General features: G+C 49.0%; 16 protein-coding genes. 9 read left to right on the top strand and 7 right to left on the bottom strand.

Annotated features, from left to right (window positions below):
• Positions 1-23 precede the first annotated feature (23 nt).
• From AR688_RS01870 to AR688_RS01845, 6 genes are all read left to right on the top strand, one after another.
• A complete protein-coding gene (locus AR688_RS01870) occupies positions 24-920 on the top strand; it encodes a phosphoribulokinase (RefSeq protein ID WP_068228315.1) in 897 nt (298 codons plus the stop codon).
• A 433-nt stretch (positions 921-1,353) separates the two neighbouring features.
• Positions 1,354-2,328, top strand: coding sequence for a tRNA dihydrouridine synthase DusB (gene dusB / locus AR688_RS01865; RefSeq protein WP_442965985.1), 975 nt, complete (start codon positions 1,354-1,356; stop codon positions 2,326-2,328).
• Positions 2,329-2,345: 17 nt separating this feature from the next.
• Positions 2,346-2,636, top strand: coding sequence for a DNA-binding transcriptional regulator Fis (gene fis, locus AR688_RS01860; RefSeq protein ID WP_068228306.1), 291 nt, complete (start codon positions 2,346-2,348; stop codon positions 2,634-2,636).
• A 100-nt stretch (positions 2,637-2,736) separates the two neighbouring features.
• Positions 2,737-4,323, top strand: coding sequence for a bifunctional phosphoribosylaminoimidazolecarboxamide formyltransferase/IMP cyclohydrolase (purH, locus tag AR688_RS01855; protein WP_068228304.1), 1,587 nt, complete (start codon positions 2,737-2,739; stop codon positions 4,321-4,323).
• Between the two features lie 168 nt (positions 4,324-4,491).
• On the top strand, positions 4,492-5,238 hold the full coding sequence (locus tag AR688_RS01850) for a tetratricopeptide repeat protein (RefSeq protein ID WP_068228302.1): 747 nt from the start codon (positions 4,492-4,494) through the stop codon (positions 5,236-5,238).
• A 116-nt stretch (positions 5,239-5,354) separates the two neighbouring features.
• The gene (locus AR688_RS01845) at positions 5,355-6,248 is read left to right on the top strand and encodes a hypothetical protein (RefSeq protein WP_068228299.1); all 894 of its coding nucleotides are present in this window, start codon (positions 5,355-5,357) and stop codon (positions 6,246-6,248) included.
• Positions 6,249-6,260: 12 nt separating this feature from the next.
• On the opposite strand, the gene AR688_RS01840 is transcribed toward AR688_RS01845, so the two are convergent.
• From AR688_RS01840 to AR688_RS01825, 4 genes are all read right to left on the bottom strand, one after another.
• Positions 6,261-6,620: a hypothetical protein gene (locus tag AR688_RS01840; protein ID WP_068228296.1), complete on the bottom strand. Its 360-nt coding sequence runs from the start codon at positions 6,618-6,620 to the stop codon at positions 6,261-6,263.
• Between the two features lie 22 nt (positions 6,621-6,642).
• On the bottom strand, positions 6,643-6,942 hold the full coding sequence (locus AR688_RS01835; protein WP_068228293.1) for a HigA family addiction module antitoxin: 300 nt from the start codon (positions 6,940-6,942) through the stop codon (positions 6,643-6,645).
• A gap of 76 nt (positions 6,943-7,018) precedes the next feature.
• Complete coding sequence (locus AR688_RS01830) at positions 7,019-7,426, bottom strand: gamma-glutamylcyclotransferase family protein (RefSeq protein WP_068228290.1); 408 nt, start codon at positions 7,424-7,426, stop codon at positions 7,019-7,021.
• A gap of 81 nt (positions 7,427-7,507) precedes the next feature.
• On the bottom strand, positions 7,508-7,990 hold the full coding sequence (locus AR688_RS01825; RefSeq protein ID WP_068228287.1) for a SixA phosphatase family protein: 483 nt from the start codon (positions 7,988-7,990) through the stop codon (positions 7,508-7,510).
• A 209-nt stretch (positions 7,991-8,199) separates the two neighbouring features.
• On the opposite strand from AR688_RS01825, the gene AR688_RS01820 reads away from it, so the two are divergent.
• The 3 genes from AR688_RS01820 to AR688_RS01810 all read left to right on the top strand — a co-directional run bounded on the left by AR688_RS01820 (position 8,200) and on the right by AR688_RS01810 (position 11,548).
• Positions 8,200-9,540: a metal-dependent hydrolase family protein gene (locus AR688_RS01820; RefSeq protein WP_068228285.1), complete on the top strand. Its 1,341-nt coding sequence runs from the start codon at positions 8,200-8,202 to the stop codon at positions 9,538-9,540.
• 373 nt (positions 9,541-9,913) lie between these two features.
• Entirely contained in the window at positions 9,914-10,717 is an 804-nt protein-coding gene (locus AR688_RS01815; RefSeq protein ID WP_068228280.1) for a sulfite exporter TauE/SafE family protein, read from the top strand.
• A 36-nt stretch (positions 10,718-10,753) separates the two neighbouring features.
• Positions 10,754-11,548 (top strand): acyl-CoA thioesterase, encoded by a 795-nt coding sequence (locus AR688_RS01810; RefSeq protein WP_068228278.1) that lies wholly within the window; start codon positions 10,754-10,756, stop codon positions 11,546-11,548.
• Here AR688_RS01810 and AR688_RS01805 read toward each other — a convergent pair.
• From AR688_RS01805 to AR688_RS01795, 3 genes are all read right to left on the bottom strand, one after another.
• Positions 11,545-12,519 carry a sensor domain-containing diguanylate cyclase gene (locus AR688_RS01805; protein ID WP_068228269.1) on the bottom strand — a complete coding sequence of 325 codons (975 nt, stop codon included), beginning with the start codon at positions 12,517-12,519 and terminating at the stop codon, positions 11,545-11,547. The genes AR688_RS01810 and AR688_RS01805 overlap by 4 nt on opposite strands.
• A gap of 168 nt (positions 12,520-12,687) precedes the next feature.
• The gene (locus AR688_RS01800) at positions 12,688-13,062 is read right to left on the bottom strand and encodes a DP-EP family protein (protein WP_068228266.1); all 375 of its coding nucleotides are present in this window, start codon (positions 13,060-13,062) and stop codon (positions 12,688-12,690) included.
• A 23-nt stretch (positions 13,063-13,085) separates the two neighbouring features.
• On the bottom strand, positions 13,086-16,334 hold the full coding sequence (locus AR688_RS01795) for an nSTAND1 domain-containing NTPase (protein ID WP_068228263.1): 3,249 nt from the start codon (positions 16,332-16,334) through the stop codon (positions 13,086-13,088).
• Positions 16,335-16,336: the final 2 nt, after the last annotated feature.

Here is a 16,336-nt window from a genome sequence, read left to right as displayed (position 1 = left end):
AGTTAACTTAGCGGGCCGCGCCTATGTCACATAAAAATCCCATTATTGCTATTACCGGTTCTTCCGGCGCCGGCACCAGCACTACCTCTACCGCCTTTCAGCATATTTTCCGTACGCTGGATATAGATGCAGCCTTTGTTGAGGGTGACAGCTTTCACCGTTTTAGCCGGCCGGAAATGGAAGTAGAGATCCGTAAAGCCAAAGAAGCAGGCAAGTACATTAGCTACTTTGGTCCTGAAGCCAACGATTTCGGCGCGCTGGAAAACTTCTTTGCCAGCTATGGCGAAACTGGCTGCGGCAAAATACGTCATTATCTGCATACTTTTGATGAAGCAGTGCCATACAACCAGTTACCCGGCACTTTCACCCCCTGGCAGGATTTACGCGCCAATACAGATTTATTATTTTACGAAGGCCTGCACGGTGGCGCCGTGACCGAGCAACATAATGTTGCCCAGCATGTTGATTTACTGATCGGCATGGTGCCGATAGTTAACTTAGAGTGGATCCAAAAAATTATCCGTGACACCTCTGAGCGTGGCCATAGCCGTGAGGCCGTGCAGGCCAGCATAGTGCGCAGTATGGATGACTACATTAACCATATCACGCCGCAGTTCTCGCGCACCCATATCAACTTTCAGCGTGTGCCAACTGTTGATACATCCAACCCGTTTAGCGCCAAAGATATACCGTCACTGGATGAAAGCTTTGTCGTGATCCGCTTTCGCGGCATTAAGCACGTTGATTTCCCCTACTATCTGCAAATGATTAACGGCTCTTTTATGTCACGGGTAAATACGCTGGTCGTACCAGGTGGCAAAATGGGCCTGGCAATGGAGCTGATTTTAACGCCGCTGATTGAAGAGCTAATGATAAAACGGCGCCAGGCACGCGGCCAGGTAGACTGGCTGGGTACCTGATCTGCGTTACTTAATTTGGCCAAACCGTTTTACCCACACCAACACGCCGTGAATACATCCTTGTAGGCTCGATTATGAACTGCTTCCTACAGTTCACCCTGCGGGCCATCTACGATGTTCAAATGTGTTCCAGACACATTTGTCAGGCATCCATGCCTTCAACGGTTGGTTTAGGGTAAAGCGGTTCGTCCTGTCTCACTGTTGTTTCAGCTCTGCCCGGCTGGTGATAAAACCAACAGCGTTACAATTTTCCTTTTCGCCACCCCGCATACTACTGTTGCCTCAGCTTTACAAAACACCAATTTTCAGCCGTTTAGCGAATGTCAAGACCGCAAAGGCCGGTAAATTTACACTTTTGTTTAAATAATAGCCTTTGCTTTGCCGGAAAAAATCCGTAAACTTAGCGCCCCTTACGGGTAGAGCCTTGGATTCAGTGGTGCGCATAGGTCCATATCAATTAGCGAACAAGGTAATTTGTGCTCCGATGGCCGGAGTAACCGATCACACTTTTCGTGAGCTCTGCCGGCGTTTTGGTGCAGCTTTAGCTGTGTCGGAAATGCTGTCGAGCAATCCGTTGGTATGGCAAAGCGAAAAATCACAAAATCGCATGGGCCACCGGCAGGAATCAGGTATCCGCTCGGTACAAATTGCCGGTGCTGACCCACAGCAAATGGCTGAGGCCGCGCAATACAATGTTGATATTGGTGCCGATATTATCGACATCAACATGGGTTGTCCGGCGAAAAAAGTGAACAAGAAACTGGCGGGTTCTGCACTACTGCAGTATCCGGAGTTAGTGGAACAAATTGTACGTGCTGTGGTCGATGCAGTTAAGGTGCCGGTTACCTTAAAAATACGCACCGGCTGGGATCCTGAGCACAGAAACGGTATCCAGATCGCCCGTATTGCGCAAGATAATGGCATACAGGCGTTGGCAGTACATGGCAGGACACGCGCCTGTATGTACAAAGGTGAAGCGGAATATGACACCATCCGCGCCATTAAACAAAGTGTCTCTATCCCGGTAATTGCCAACGGCGATATTACCGGAGCGGAAAAAGCGCGCCATGTGCTGGACTACACCGGCGCCGACGCCATTATGATTGGCCGCGCGGCACAAGGAAGGCCATGGATTTTCCGCGAAGTGGTGCATTACCTGGCCACTGGCGACAAACTGGCGCCCCCCGGCATCGCCGAGGTACGTCAGATCATGCTGGAACATGTGCAGGGTTTACACCAACTTTATGGTGAGCTGGCCGGTTCCCGTATTGCCCGCAAACATGTGGGCTGGTATTTAGCCGAGCATGACACGCTCGGACAGTTTCGTAGTGAATTCAATGGTATTGAGTGTGCTAAGCAGCAGCTTGACACCTTAAATGACTATTTTCATCAACTAGCAGCAACCTAACGTAAAAGAGAAAAGCAATGTTTAATTCGAACGTTACTTCGCCATTTATTACTAACGCCCACGTACAAACGCAGGAAAAGCCACAAGCTTTAAGTAACGCCGCGCAAAAAGCCGTGGCTAACTACCTGCAGCAATTAAACGGTCAGGACGTTAACGACTTGTATGAACTGGTATTATCTGAATTAGAGCGTCCGTTACTGGAAGAAGTGATGAAATATACCCGCGGTAACCAAACCCGCGCCGCTAACCTGATGGGCATCAACCGCGGTACGCTGCGTAAGAAGCTGAAACAGTACGGCATGAGTTAATGCCACTGCGGGGCCAGCGCCCCGCCACTAAGCACCTTCGGGTGCTTTTTTATTGGTTAGGTTAAAATCTGATTTCTGCAAGCTACAAGAGAGTCTAAGCATGACGACATTAAGACCCATCCGCCGCGCACTGCTGAGTGTGTCAGACAAAACCGGTATTGTAGAGTTCGCCCGCGCGCTGGCCGCGCAACAGGTAGACATACTCTCTACCGGCGGTACTGCTAAACTTTTGGCCGAACAAGGCATTAAGGTTACAGAAGTATCTGACTATACCGGCCACCCGGAAATTATGGACGGCCGGGTAAAAACCCTGCATCCGAAAATTCATGGCGGTATTTTAGCCCGTCGCGGCGTAGATGAAAGCGTAATGGCGGCCAACAACATTGGCCCCATCGACTTAGTGGTAGTAAACCTGTATCCGTTTGCCAGCACCGTTGCCAAGCCCGGCTGTACGCTGGAAGATGCGGTTGAAAATATCGACATCGGCGGCCCGACTATGGTGCGCGCCGCGGCGAAAAACCACAAAGATGTGACCATTGTTGTTAATGCGAAAGACTACGACAGCGTACTGGCAGAAATGCAGGCCAACGGCGGCGCGACTACCCACGCCACCCGCTTTAGCCTGGCCATCAGTGCCTTTGAACACACCGCACAGTACGATGGCATGATAGCCAATTACTTTGGCGCCATGTTACCGGCCTATGATACCCCCGGCGAACCGGCTACTAAGTTCCCGCGCACTTTTAATAGCCAGTTCGTCAAAAAACAAGACTTACGCTACGGCGAAAACAGCCACCAAAGTGCCGCCTTTTATGTGCAGGACGGCGCCACCGAAGCTTCGGTGTCTACCGCCACACAGCTGCAGGGCAAGGCATTATCGTACAACAATATCGCCGATACCGATGCAGCACTGGAATGTGTAAAAGAATTCAGCGAACCGGCCTGTGTTATCGTTAAACACGCTAACCCTTGCGGTGTGGCTATAGGTGAGTCTATCCTGGCGGCCTATAACCGTGCCTACCAGACCGACCCAACCTCAGCTTTTGGCGGCATTATTGCCTTTAACCGCGAGTTGGATGAAACCACAGCAAAAGAAATTGTCAGCCGTCAGTTTGTTGAAGTGATTATTGCACCTTCCGCTACCGCCGCTGCAGTTGCCGTAGTTGGCACTAAGCCGAACGTGCGCCTGCTGGTATGTGGTGAATTCAGCGCTGCCGCTACTGCGCTGGATATTAAACAAGTTAACGGTGGCATGCTGCTGCAAGACCGCGACCAGGCCAAAGTTACGGCTGCGGACTTAAAAGTAGTCACCAAGCGCCAGCCAACTGAACAAGAGTTAAAAGACTTACTGTTCTGCTGGAAAGTAGCTAAGTTTGTTAAATCCAACGCTATCGTTTACGTAAAAGACAGCATGACCATCGGCGTCGGCGCAGGCCAGATGAGCCGCGTCTACAGCGCGAAAATCGCTGGCATCAAGGCAGCTGACGAGAAGCTGGAAGTAAAAGGCTCAGTAATGGCCTCAGACGCCTTCTTCCCGTTCCGCGACGGTATCGACGCTGCAGCCGCCGCCGGTATTACCGCCGTTATTCAGCCGGGTGGCTCAATGCGTGACGCCGAAGTGATCGCCGCCGCAGACGAGCACGGCATGGCAATGGTGTTTACCGGCGTAAGACACTTCCGTCATTAACAGCAAGCGCCATTAAGCATTTGCTTTAGTTAAGAAAAAGGCCGCTCTGCGGCCTTTTTTATCAACACAATTCCTCAAGCATTTCCTACATGCTTATCACATTCCCCCAGCATACCCGGTTGATGCCTATACTGTTTTACCACAAGCACTATTTCAACTGAGGCCGACATGAACGATGTTGTTATGCTGCAACTAAGCAGCTCTATTTTCTGGTTGATAATCGTTGGGTTAATTATCTTTATTTTTCATAATGAAATCAGGGCATTGCTAAAGTCGGTTGCCAGTTTAAAAATAGCTGGCTCTAGCTTTGAGTTCAGTGACAAAAATGACACTATTAAATGCAATATTATATTGGCCGAAACTTTAATAGATATGTTGTCGCGTGACGACAAAATTGAACACCTTAAATCGATTCTCACCGCACATCAGATCGAAAAAATAGCCGCCTTTGCTTTTAAGTACTTAGAAGAAATCGACAGCAGTAAATTAAATGAACAGATGCTAACTAATATTGCCTATCTACTGCTGCGTTTTGGCCGCTACGAACAAGCTGTAAAACTGTGCGATGCCTTACTAAAGCGCGTACCAGACCACCGGCATTTACTTAATACCAAAGCGTTGGCACTGATCACTACCAGGTTGGATGACAAAGTGGCTGAAGCGCTACCAATACTGCAAAATTTACTAACCCGCTATCCTGAAACCGGTTATATTCGCCTTAATTACGCGCTGGCCAACTCTTTATTGCTTAAGCATGACGAAGCCTTTGAACATATGCTGCAACTGGTTAAATCAGAAAATTATATGCGTAATGAGCATAACCCTATTGATGACCCTCTGTTTCATCGCACGCGCACGCAACGGCCAGATTTACTGGCCAAACTTGAAGATGAAAACGTGTTACGCCGACAGTAGCAAAACTAACGCTTGCCAACACGCTCTGCGGCCTTTTTCTTTTAAACACTCAATATGATTGATGAGCGCTACTGTTTGATTTACTTTAGCTCTATCAGCAAATCTTATGATGACTTATGGCAACTTTAATATTACTCGGCGCCGGTGCCAGTTTTGGTAGTGTAGATGTAATACCAGAACAGCCACCGTTAGGTACCCAACTGTTCAAGAGATTGGAAAGATTAGACGGTATTGCCTCTAAACTGCCACAAGAGTTAAAAGATCTATTCAATCAGAATTTTGAAGAGGGTATGGCTGAGTTTTATCGTTCTAGCGGTGGCAACATTATGAGATTCCAACGCGAACTTGCACATTACTTAGCGTTATTTTCACCAGGTCCAAATAATGTTTACCTGAAACTCATCGAATCAATTGGCTCAGACAGGGCTATTTTCAGTAGCTTGAACTACGATTTACTTTTTGAATTATCTGCTGCAAAGAAAGGCTTTTTCACGGTGTATGATAATACACCACAAAAAGGAGGTGTCAGATTATTAAAAATTCATGGCTCATGTAATTTTTGGCCAGATTTCCCCTCAGGAACGTTTAAGAACTGTACCTTCGCTGGCAATAAGATAGATGTTCAAGCTCCTATCAGGCCGGTCAATCAGCAAGATACTATTCATCGTTGCGTTACTGAAGATAGCCTGGCGCCTGCTCTGGCGATGTTTGCCGTTGGTAAAGAAGTAAAGATCAGCCCTGATTATACTGAAAGGCAGTATGCTTTGTGGAAACAGGCTGCTTTGAGTTCCAGTAAAATTATTATCATAGGTGTTAAAGTTCATGAGGTCGATGAGCATATATGGAATATCATTGGGCAATCAAAAGCATGGACAGGGTACTTTGGTTTTGAAACTGACCGGGATGCATTTCTTAGATGGCAGAAAAACCACGATAAGAAGAACGCTTATTTTTTTCAGCATGATTTTGAAAGTTCAATCAGTAAAATTAAGAAAATCATCAAAGGTTGATGTCCGCATCTTCTAATTTTTGTTGGCTCTCGCCCAACCAATACTCAGCAAATAGCGGCTGCCCTGCTCTACTTTGCTTACCGCATGCTCGCACAAGTCCGGCCGGAAGAATTTAATGCGGGAGTTCTGATAAATCGGTGTGGCGCAGATAAAGTCGCCGCCTTTCTTTGCCTGTTTCAACACGATATTCAGCCGGTAATGCCTGCCACTGCTTACGCTATCTTTATGCGGTGGTACTTCGCAGCCTTGCGGAAAGCGCAGCAAGTAGCAGTCGAATTTAAGTGGCCAATATGCGCCTGCCAGCAGCATTTTATCGTAACCACTTTGCTGGCGGCCTTTTTGCCAACGAAACAGCTGTTTTAGTATGCTCAAGACATCCGCCTAATCATAACGTTCAGGCAGCGCTGTTCAGTATCAATTTTTCAACTACCGGCTGCTCGCCATGCTCCGCCTGCCAGGCATCATAATTAGCCTGCAGATTAATCCATAACCCAACATTGCTGTCCGTCGCCAGCGCGATGCGCTGCGCTAAATCAGCTGAGCATGGTATGTGCCCATGGCAAAAATTACTCATGGTAGTACGGGACACGCCCAGTGCTTTAGCTGCTTTGGTCACTGAAATGCCATGTTCTTCCAGGATCTGAATACGAAAAATCAGCCCCGGATGCGTGGGACAACGCGTCATTTTTTCCATAGCACTGGTCTTAAACTTTTAAATATACTCGTGGAGTGTAAAGAACTACTTTACACTTTTCAAATAAGCATGGAATTTACTGCGCGATTTTATCAGCCAGAAAATCGCCGCTTTGAATTAACGTCAGCCCTTTAGTGCTGCGGTTATATACATAGACCCATGCAACAACACTATTGCCATTCTCCAGCATTACGCTTTGTTGTTCACGCCGATACTCGTGTGGCTGTGCAAATTGAGGACTGCATTCTTCGTAGTTATCCAAGGCAGGCAGCAGAAGTTCTGGCTGTATCAGTTGATACAACTCCCCCACTACCTGATCGGCTGAATTATTCGAGGGTACTGCGCCAGGGTAATAATCTACCTGATACAACCTGGCCTGATAACGTGCCATAGCGCCAAAACAGCTATGTTCGGCCAGTAGCTGGTGCATAGGATGGTTGGCGTTTTGCCGCAGGGTGCCGTAAACAAATAAATAATGCTGCATAACCGCAAGTAGAAGAAGTTTTACTTACTTTGCCGCACTGCGTTGCCAATGGCAATACAGCTTGCTATTACAGCTTTGTTACTACATAAAGCGCGCGGGTACTGACCACTGCAATTCAAAGCGGCCGCTTTCACTGCAAAAACCAATACAGGTTAACGACGATTTACGGATATTAAGCAATAGCTTGTCACTGCCCAGCAACCGGCTTATCAGGGCGGAGAAATCTGGCTCATGCCCGACCAGCAAGCTATGTGCCGGTAAAGTGGCAAGTTGCTCTGTTAGCCGGGCATAAGCAATATCGGTTGGCGTTTCCAGCGCCAGCCAGGCTTGCTCGCTGGCGGCGGCAAACCCTGCTTCTTTGCAGGCAATAGCTGCCGTTTGCACGGCCCGTGGGTAAGGGCTGCTTAGCACTGTTTCAGCAGTAATGCCGTGGCGCTGCATAAAAGCAGCCACGCGGCGTGCCTGTAAACGGCCTTTTTCTATCAGGCAGCGGTCTATGTCCAGCTGATTGGGCCGGATCACCTCTGCGGTAGCATGACGTAAGAAATATAAGTATTTATCCATAGCGGGCGCAGTTATAACACGACTGTAAGGCAAATTTATGACATTGAGCTTGTTAGCTCAACAGATTAAAAAAACCAAGAAAAATGCTGCGGCAACTTAGCACCGCCTGTTTTGGCATCTACACTGCATTATGTGACGACCAGCTACGCTGCTGTTAATTGCCGCAGCACCAGCGTTACGAATCAACCTTAGCCAAACCAGGAGGCTTAATGCAGCCACTAAGCAAAAAAATCGCACAGCTTATATTACTCTGCAGCATATTTACTGTTGCGCCACAGCAAGCCGTAGCAGAGGATATCCTGCTGCGCGACGTGCGCATTTTTGACGGCAAAAGCAATAAGCTGTCTGCGCCTTCTAACGTGCTGCTCAGCGGTAACCTTATTGCGCAAATCAGTACAGAAACAATTACTGCGGAAGCTGGCACTAGTGTTATTGATGCAGGTGGCCGCACCTTAATGCCGGGGCTGATAGATGCGCATTTTCATATGATGATGACAGCAACACCGCTGCATGTAGCATTAAACGGGCCAGAGGGTTACGTTAACCTGGTGGCCGCGCGTGAAGCGAAAAACGCACTGCTACGCGGCTTTACCAGTGTACGCGATCTGGCTGGGCCAGTGTTCAGTATTAAACGCGGCATAGACGAAGGCTTAATTGTTGGGCCGCGCATTTGGCCCTCCGGTGCGATGATCTCTCAAACCAGTGGCCATGGCGACTACCGCCAGTTACACGAATTGCCGCGCGCAGCCTCTGATCACTTGCACTACTCAGAAATTATTGGCGGTGCAGCCATTGCCGATGGCGCCGATGAAGTACTAAAACGGGTGCGTGAGCAGTTGATGCTGGGGGCATCGCAAATAAAACTGGCCGCCGGTGGCGGGGTGTCATCCAATTATGACCCGCTGGATGTGGCCCAATACACCGAAGCAGAATTTAAAGCGGCGGTTGACGCAGCAGAAAACTGGGGCACTTATGTAACCGTGCATGCCTATACGCCACGGGCAATACAAACTGCCATTAAAGCCGGCGTTAAGGTAATAGATCATGGCCAGTTAATTGATGAAGCCACAGCAAAACTGATGGCGAAAACCGATACCTGGCTTAGCATTCAGCCATTTTTAGATGATGAAGATGCCAACCCTTTCCCAGCAGGCTCCGAAAACCGCATAAAACAACTGCAAATGACCAAGGGTACCGAAAACGCTATCGCACTGGCGAAAAAATACAAACTGAAAACAGCCTGGGGTACCGACTCACTGTTCGACGCCAAACTTACAACCCGCCAGGGTGCTCAGCTGGCAAAAATGACACGCTGGTACACCCCGGCCGAAGTATTAACAATGGCCACCAGCGTTAATGCCCAACTGCTAGCACTATCCGGCCAGCGCAGCCCTTACAAAGGCAAACTGGGCGTAGTTGAGCAAGGCGCCCTGGCCGATTTACTGCTAGTAGACGGCGATCCGCTGGCTAATATCAATTTGCTTGCAACACCAGAGCAAAGCCTGAAGCTGATTATCAAAGACGGCAAGATTTACAAAAACAGCCTTTAACGCGCCGCAGCAAATATTCTGATGTTAACTGCCGGGCCAGCCCGGCAGTTTTGCCGTTTAGACTGATTCCCAACGCAATAACGGTGCCGGCTCAGGCCACTGATCGCAGAAAATGGCCAGTTGCAGCACGACTGAGGTGGCTAGCACAATGATAGATTAGGACCGGATAAAACCATACCTACCACATTTGCAAATAGGTAAACCCGCAAAAAACACGCCCTACGCTTTTTTTTCCTGTCACAACAGAAATTTTATCCATAAACTACGGCCTGCTGATATTTAGTATCGGAGCATGAGTGACAGACTTTCATTGATCGATGTTTAATGAAGAATGATTAGACGACACTGCAATAAAAATAATTGAAGGTTTAGTATGGCTGTAGAGTGGTTATTGGCATTTTTATTACTAGGTAGTTTTGCCGGTTTTATGGCAGGGCTGTTGGGTATTGGTGGTGGTGGCATTATGGTACCGCTGCTTACCAGCATTTTTCTGGCACAGGGTATAGCGGCAGAGCATGTGGTGCACCTGGCGCTGGGTACGTCAATGGCGGCTATTGTTATGACATCGGTCTCCAGCATGCGCGCGCACCATGCCAGAGGCGGCGTGCTATGGCCGCTGGTAAAGACGATGGCACCGGGTGTCATTATTGGCACCTTCTTAGCCACATTTCTGGCAGCACAGGTAAGCTCGTTGTATCTGGCCATTTTTTTCGCGCTGTTTATGGGCTATGTCGCTATTAATATGCTACGCAATAAAAAACCCAGCGGTGGTGAAAAGCACGCCTCCAACGCCGAGCTGGTTAGTGTTGGCGCCGGTATTGGTGCCGTATCTGCCATAGTGTCTATTGGCGGGGGCTCGCTAACGGTGCCCTACCTTACCTCACGCAGTATTGATATTAAAAAAGCCATTGGTACCTCCGCTGCTGTAGGCTTACCTATTTCAATTGCCGGTACCGCAGGCTATATGCTTAACAGCCAGCCGGGGCTGGATCTGCCCTATGCTGTTGGCCTGGTGTATTTACCCGGCGTGCTGTTAATGTCGGCAGCCAGTTTTATCAGTGCCCCGCTTGGTGCCAAACTGGCGCATAAACTGCCGGTAGCAACCTTAAAACGGGCATTTGGTGTATTGCTGATGTTGCTTAGCGTTAAAATGCTCTGGTCTGTGCTGGCACACTGACAGGGTTAATCTTTATATCTTATGCGGAGTATTTAAATGCATTTTTCTCAGGTAATGCAGCAGTTTGGCGCGGATAAACCCGATAGCGTTATCATTGAGATACCAACACAATGGGGCCAGGGCCGGGCGGTATTTGGCGGTATGGCCGCAGCACTGGCCATGGCGCACTTACTGCCGGTGATACCAGAGGCAATGCCGCTGCGTTCGGTGTCGGTGTCTTTTGTTGCACCGTTAGATGCCGGTAAAGCCAGGGTACAGCGGCGTATATTACGCCAGGGTAAGTCGGTTATTCAGGCTCAGGTTGAAATTGAACAGGATGGCCAGGTTGCACTGATGCTGCTGGCCAGCTTTGGCGCCGCGCGCCCATCGGCACATCAGCTTGCGGCAGACACCGCGCCGCAGTGGCCGACACAGCCGGTACAGGTATTGCCAAAACAAGGCCCGGCACCGGAATTTACCCTGCACTTTGATTACCATATAGCGCAGGGCCAATTGCCGTTTAGTGCCAGCCCGGTTCGCCAGCTGGGTGGCGATATTCGTATGGCCGGCAATGAGAGCAAGCAGGCCGGTGTTCTGGAGTTGCTGGCTCTGGTTGATGCCTGGCCACCGGTAAGCCTGACGCTGCTTAACCAACCAGCGCCTGCCAGCTCACTGACCTGGACTATTGAATTTATTGCCCATGACTTGCCGTTTAACAATACCGACTGGTGGCGTTATCTGGCAGAAATTGAATATGGCGCCGATGGCTACCATCATATTGCCGCAAAATTATGGCAACCAGACGGTAAGCTGGCAGCCATCAGCCGCCAGACTGTGACTGTGTTTGCTTAACAACTGGCATTAATACAATCACGGCCATCTGCCTTGGCGCGGTACAAGGCAGTATCGGCAGCACACAGCAGTGCCATGCTGGTACGATACTGGCCGTTAATTTCCGTAGCAATACCCTGGCTTACTGACACACTTAGCGTGGCAGGTAAGCCTGCATCAGTAAACTGCAGCTGGCGTACCGCCTGTTGTACTTCTCGGGCTACCTGCAGCGCCATTATTTCGTTGTGATGTGGCAATATCAGCGCAAACTCTTCACCACCGTAACGGGCTGCCAGCTTGGCATCTACCGGCATCGCCTGCACTATGGCGCCGGCCACTTTACGCAGACAGGCATCGCCCTGAATATGGCCGTAGCGATCGTTAAACTGTTTAAAAAAGTCGATATCGATAATCACCACACTCAGTGGCCGCCTGGCAGCGGTGCACTGTTGCCACTGCTGTTGTAACTGCTCATCAAAAGCACGGCGGTTAGCCAGGCCGGTTAAGGCATCGGTTGAAGCCTGCAGGCGCAGTTTTTCGTATTCGGCTTTGTAGCGCGTAAGGTCACGCATTACCAGCACAAGGTGCGCCTCTGGTTCAGGCAAAAACGATACCGACAGCTCAATATCTTTTACCTCACCATCGGCACAGCGCAGTGCCATTTCAGTAGGGCCAGCCTGTAGCGACAATACCCGTTTAGCTACCATTTTTACAAGGCCCTGATACTGCTGCTGGCAGCGGCCCATTAAAAACTCTGGCCATTGCTGGCCAATCAGCGGTTTATCTACGCAGTTAAGTAATAACGCTGCCTTGGCATTAGCACACTCAATAACACCGTCCGGGCTAACTACCAGCACAGCTTCCGCCAGGTACTGAATAAAACTGCCTACTTCCATTCCTGGCGACAAATCTTTGCAGCCGTCATCAGACCATAAACTGTCATCATTCAGTGCCAAAGGCCGAAGTTCGTTTTTGCGCTGTGAATTTGTCATCAGGTTATCCCGCTACAGTTGGCTTATCTGCAGCAAACTTTAACCTTTAGCTATATAAACAACCTTCTGACAACCTTCTGATTTAATCTATTGATTTTAAAAGACTAAAAAGCCCCTTGCGGGGCTTAAACTAAAGTACAGAGCCTTTGAGCAACTGCAGTTATCCTATTATTTAGGAACATTGATCACTTGAGGATCTGGACTTAGGACCAACAGTGTATTCGCAGTGTTACTCAATACGAATTGAAATTCGGTACAACCTGGTAGCCTATCCAAATCAATAATTTGTATTAATTGGCCGTCAGAACTTAACGTTACCGCATCAACAATACCATCAAAAGGCGTATTAAAACCCACACCAACAAACTTTAAACCCTTACCTGTGCGGTCGTTCAGTTGATAGGTAACTGTGCCAGCGTCTGTAAAAGTGATATCGCCAGTAACAGGGGTATCATCAGCATCTGTATAACTAAATACAGGCTCACCATTTTCCAGCATTACAGTAACTTTAAAAAATGTTGCGGTACCATTTGTATCTAACATCGTATATTTCCTTATGGTTGTGGTTAAAATTCAATATTTTCTATGCCATTTCGCTGCAACATAGCAATAAGCTCTGGATACGCATGAAGCTCTCCGAGGCAATCCAGCGCTTTGGCGTAAGCAATACTGTAACGAGGATCTTTATTAATTATCGCTATTATAGATAAACGCCCCTGAACCTGCTGGCAAAGGGACTTTGCAACATCACGCTGATTAGCTGCAACTAAAGCTTTTGCCTGCAACAGCTGACTGTCTGCTAAAAATGCGGTATAGCTGATATTCTGAGAGTATTGTTCTACCAGCTCATCATAAGCCGCTTGTGCTAAGTCTGCATATTTTTTGCTCTGCACAAACTGTTTTATGTTTTGCAGGTGCTCCGCCGCAGTAAGCCAATGTCTGGCAATGTTCTCCTTGCGATTTGCATCAGAGAGCACTGATTGTTCTGCATGCATAGCTTCAGTTAACGAAGCTAGATTATGCTCAACTTGTGTTACATTTAAGTCAGTTGAAAACTTAAATGACTGAAAATAATAGTAGTATTTTCTTTTTTGCAAGTTAGTATTTTTCGGATCTTGCTCTATTGCTTTAGCTAATGCTGCATAACCCAGCTCTGTATATGATAAAGCCTCTGCTATTCTCCCTTGATAACTGAGCAAATCAGCCAGAATCTGATAACTAGCGGTCAATCTGTGTAGTAAATAAAGCTCTTGAATAATTTCGGTCTTTTCAAGATCACCCTGTAACTGTTTATGGATACTGATCGCCAAAGATACATTGCCTTCAGCCTGAGCTGCGCTGGCCAGCCAGGAGCGTGTATCCGCAATATCAGCCATCAACTGCCCACTATCCGGTTGTTTTGTTTGCGCCAATAATTTAAGCCGCAGCGATTCTTCGAAATTTTTACGCGCCACATCAAACTGCTGCAGTTCCATCGCCAGTGAACCCAGCGAGTTGGTAGCATAAGACAGCTCCATAATGGCGTCTAAATCGTCTGGTGCTAACTGATACATCCGCTCGCTGTATTGGTAATACAACTCAAACTCTGGCTTCGCCGCCTGCCAGTTACTGGCATCATATTGAATTTGCGCCAGCCAGAAGGCATTGGCACCTAAGGTTTTTAATAACTCTAAATTATCGGGTTGCTCCGCTAACACCGAAAGCAGTTTAACTCTGGCCGCTTGCAGTGCCGCCACGGCTTCGTCGGTTTTACCGCGCGAATAAGCCACTTCGCCCATCGCTTCCAGAGTTTGGCCATGTTTAAAGCGGGCTTCGGCAGTTAGATGATCGTTGGCGGAAGAGAAATCACTAAAATATTCCAGTGCTTTATTGCTGATACCATCGAGTAAGTCCATCCGGCCTATGCTGCGCAATTTATCGGCGAACTCGCCCACCATAAAACCGAGCAGGTTTTCCGCCGCCAGCCGCTTTTGCTGGGCTTGTTGCTCGGCTTCAAAGCTTTTAATGCTCATAATTACAGCGGTAAAGGTTAGTACACACAACAACGCGACCGTCATTCGCCGGCCCCAGCGTAACATGCAGGCTTTTTTGGCTGACGCCTGAATAAAGCCACTTTCTTCTGCATCGAGTTGAAATAAACTGTTGTTTGCCAACAACAGGGCCTCCTGCAGCGGTTTACCTTCGGCCAGCAGATAGGCGCTGTTTTTGCTCTCGGCCTGCCAGCGGTTGGTTAAGTGATGCAAACGGCTTTTTACGCTTAAACTGTCGTGGTGCTCGGTGATCCAGGCGGTAGCCCTCGGCCAGCGCCGCAGCAGCGCTTCGTGCGCGATGCTAAAACAGGGTTCGCCGTTTTGCAGGTGTGACACAAATAAGCGGTGCTCTACCATGGTTTGTACCAGCATGCGCTCGTCGCCGGTTTGTAGTTGCTGAGCGCGCCCGCTACGGCTGGTAATAGTTTGCTCGTCTTCACGCAGGGTTACCAGCAACGACAATACCCGCGGTAAGCTGGCTTTTTGTGCTGTTGTCAGCCCTTTAATCGCCTGTTCGGCATTTTTACCAATGGCACCTTCAATACCGCCCAGCGCTTTGTACACCGACACCAGCAAACGGTTATCTTTGCTGCGTTGCAAATACAGTTCCTGCAGCGTGTACTGCAGCATCGGCAGGGCATCCGGATTACTGGCCGCTTCACTGCAGAGCATTTCATCCAGTGGTATCGCAGTATCAGGATCGGTATCCCAGCTTAAATTTGCTGCCAGTGCAGGTAACCGGATCATCTGCAGCAGCTCAGCACGGCCCGGTGGGGCTAAGTCGAAATGCGCGCCACGGCCCTTGCCTGCCATCAGGCTGGGGTAAGCCACCAGAGAGGGGTAAAACTCATTGCGACAGGCACTTAATACCAGCACCACACCGGAGTTGGCAAACTGCTCGAGTAAATCGACAAAGGTGTTACGCTCATCGGTGCTAAACAGCGGAGATGACAGCAGCACTTCCAACCGGTCAACAAACAGCGCAAAGCGCTGGCGGGTCTGCTTTTGCTGCGCCAACACGGCATGGCACTGCTGTAAAACCTGCTCCGGGTTTTGTAACAGCCGCTGTGCCAGGCTGTCGGCGCTGTCGCCGGCAAATACCGGCGTATCGTTGAGCTCCCAGTCCAACAATGCACTGGCCAGGCTGCTAAATAACTGTTGCTGCGCGACGTCGGCTAAATCCAGACTGGTGCAGTCCATTACCTGGATACCGTTGTAACCACCACTTTGCATCAGGTTGGGCATAACACCGGCATTAATTAATGACGATTTACCGCTGCCACTGGGGCCAAGCAATAAGCAAAAGGCACGGCCATACTGAACTTGCTGTGAAATACGCTGTAATAAGGTGTCAATTTGCGCACCACGGCCAAAAAATACTTTGGCGTAACGTGCATCATAGGCCTGTAAGCCCGGAAATGGTGAACCGCCCTGCCAGCTTTGCGGCTGGGCACTTTGCTCCTGCCCCAGCGGAAAACGCACTTCAGCCAGAGTGCGGTAACCGCGTTTACGAATGGTTTCGATATAGCTGGAGCTGGTAGCCGTATCACCCAGCGCCCGGCGTAGCTGGTTAATGGTTTTATGCAGCGGGTTATCGCCGGTGTCGGTATCGGGCCAGCACTGGCTGACAATATCATCACTGCTAAGCACTTCACCGCTGTGCTGACATAACAATACCAGTACATCCATAGCCTTGGGTTCAAGCTGCTGCAGCTGCTTGCCACGACGTAATGTATTGGCTGCAGGCTCAACCTGCCATTCGCCGAAGAAAAAGGTGCTGCTCATAG

Source organism: Rheinheimera sp. EpRS3, assembly GCF_001513785.1.
In the GTDB taxonomy this organism is placed as follows: Bacteria; Pseudomonadota; Gammaproteobacteria; order Enterobacterales; family Alteromonadaceae; genus Alishewanella.
This window is presented reverse-complemented; position numbering and strand designations above follow the sequence as displayed.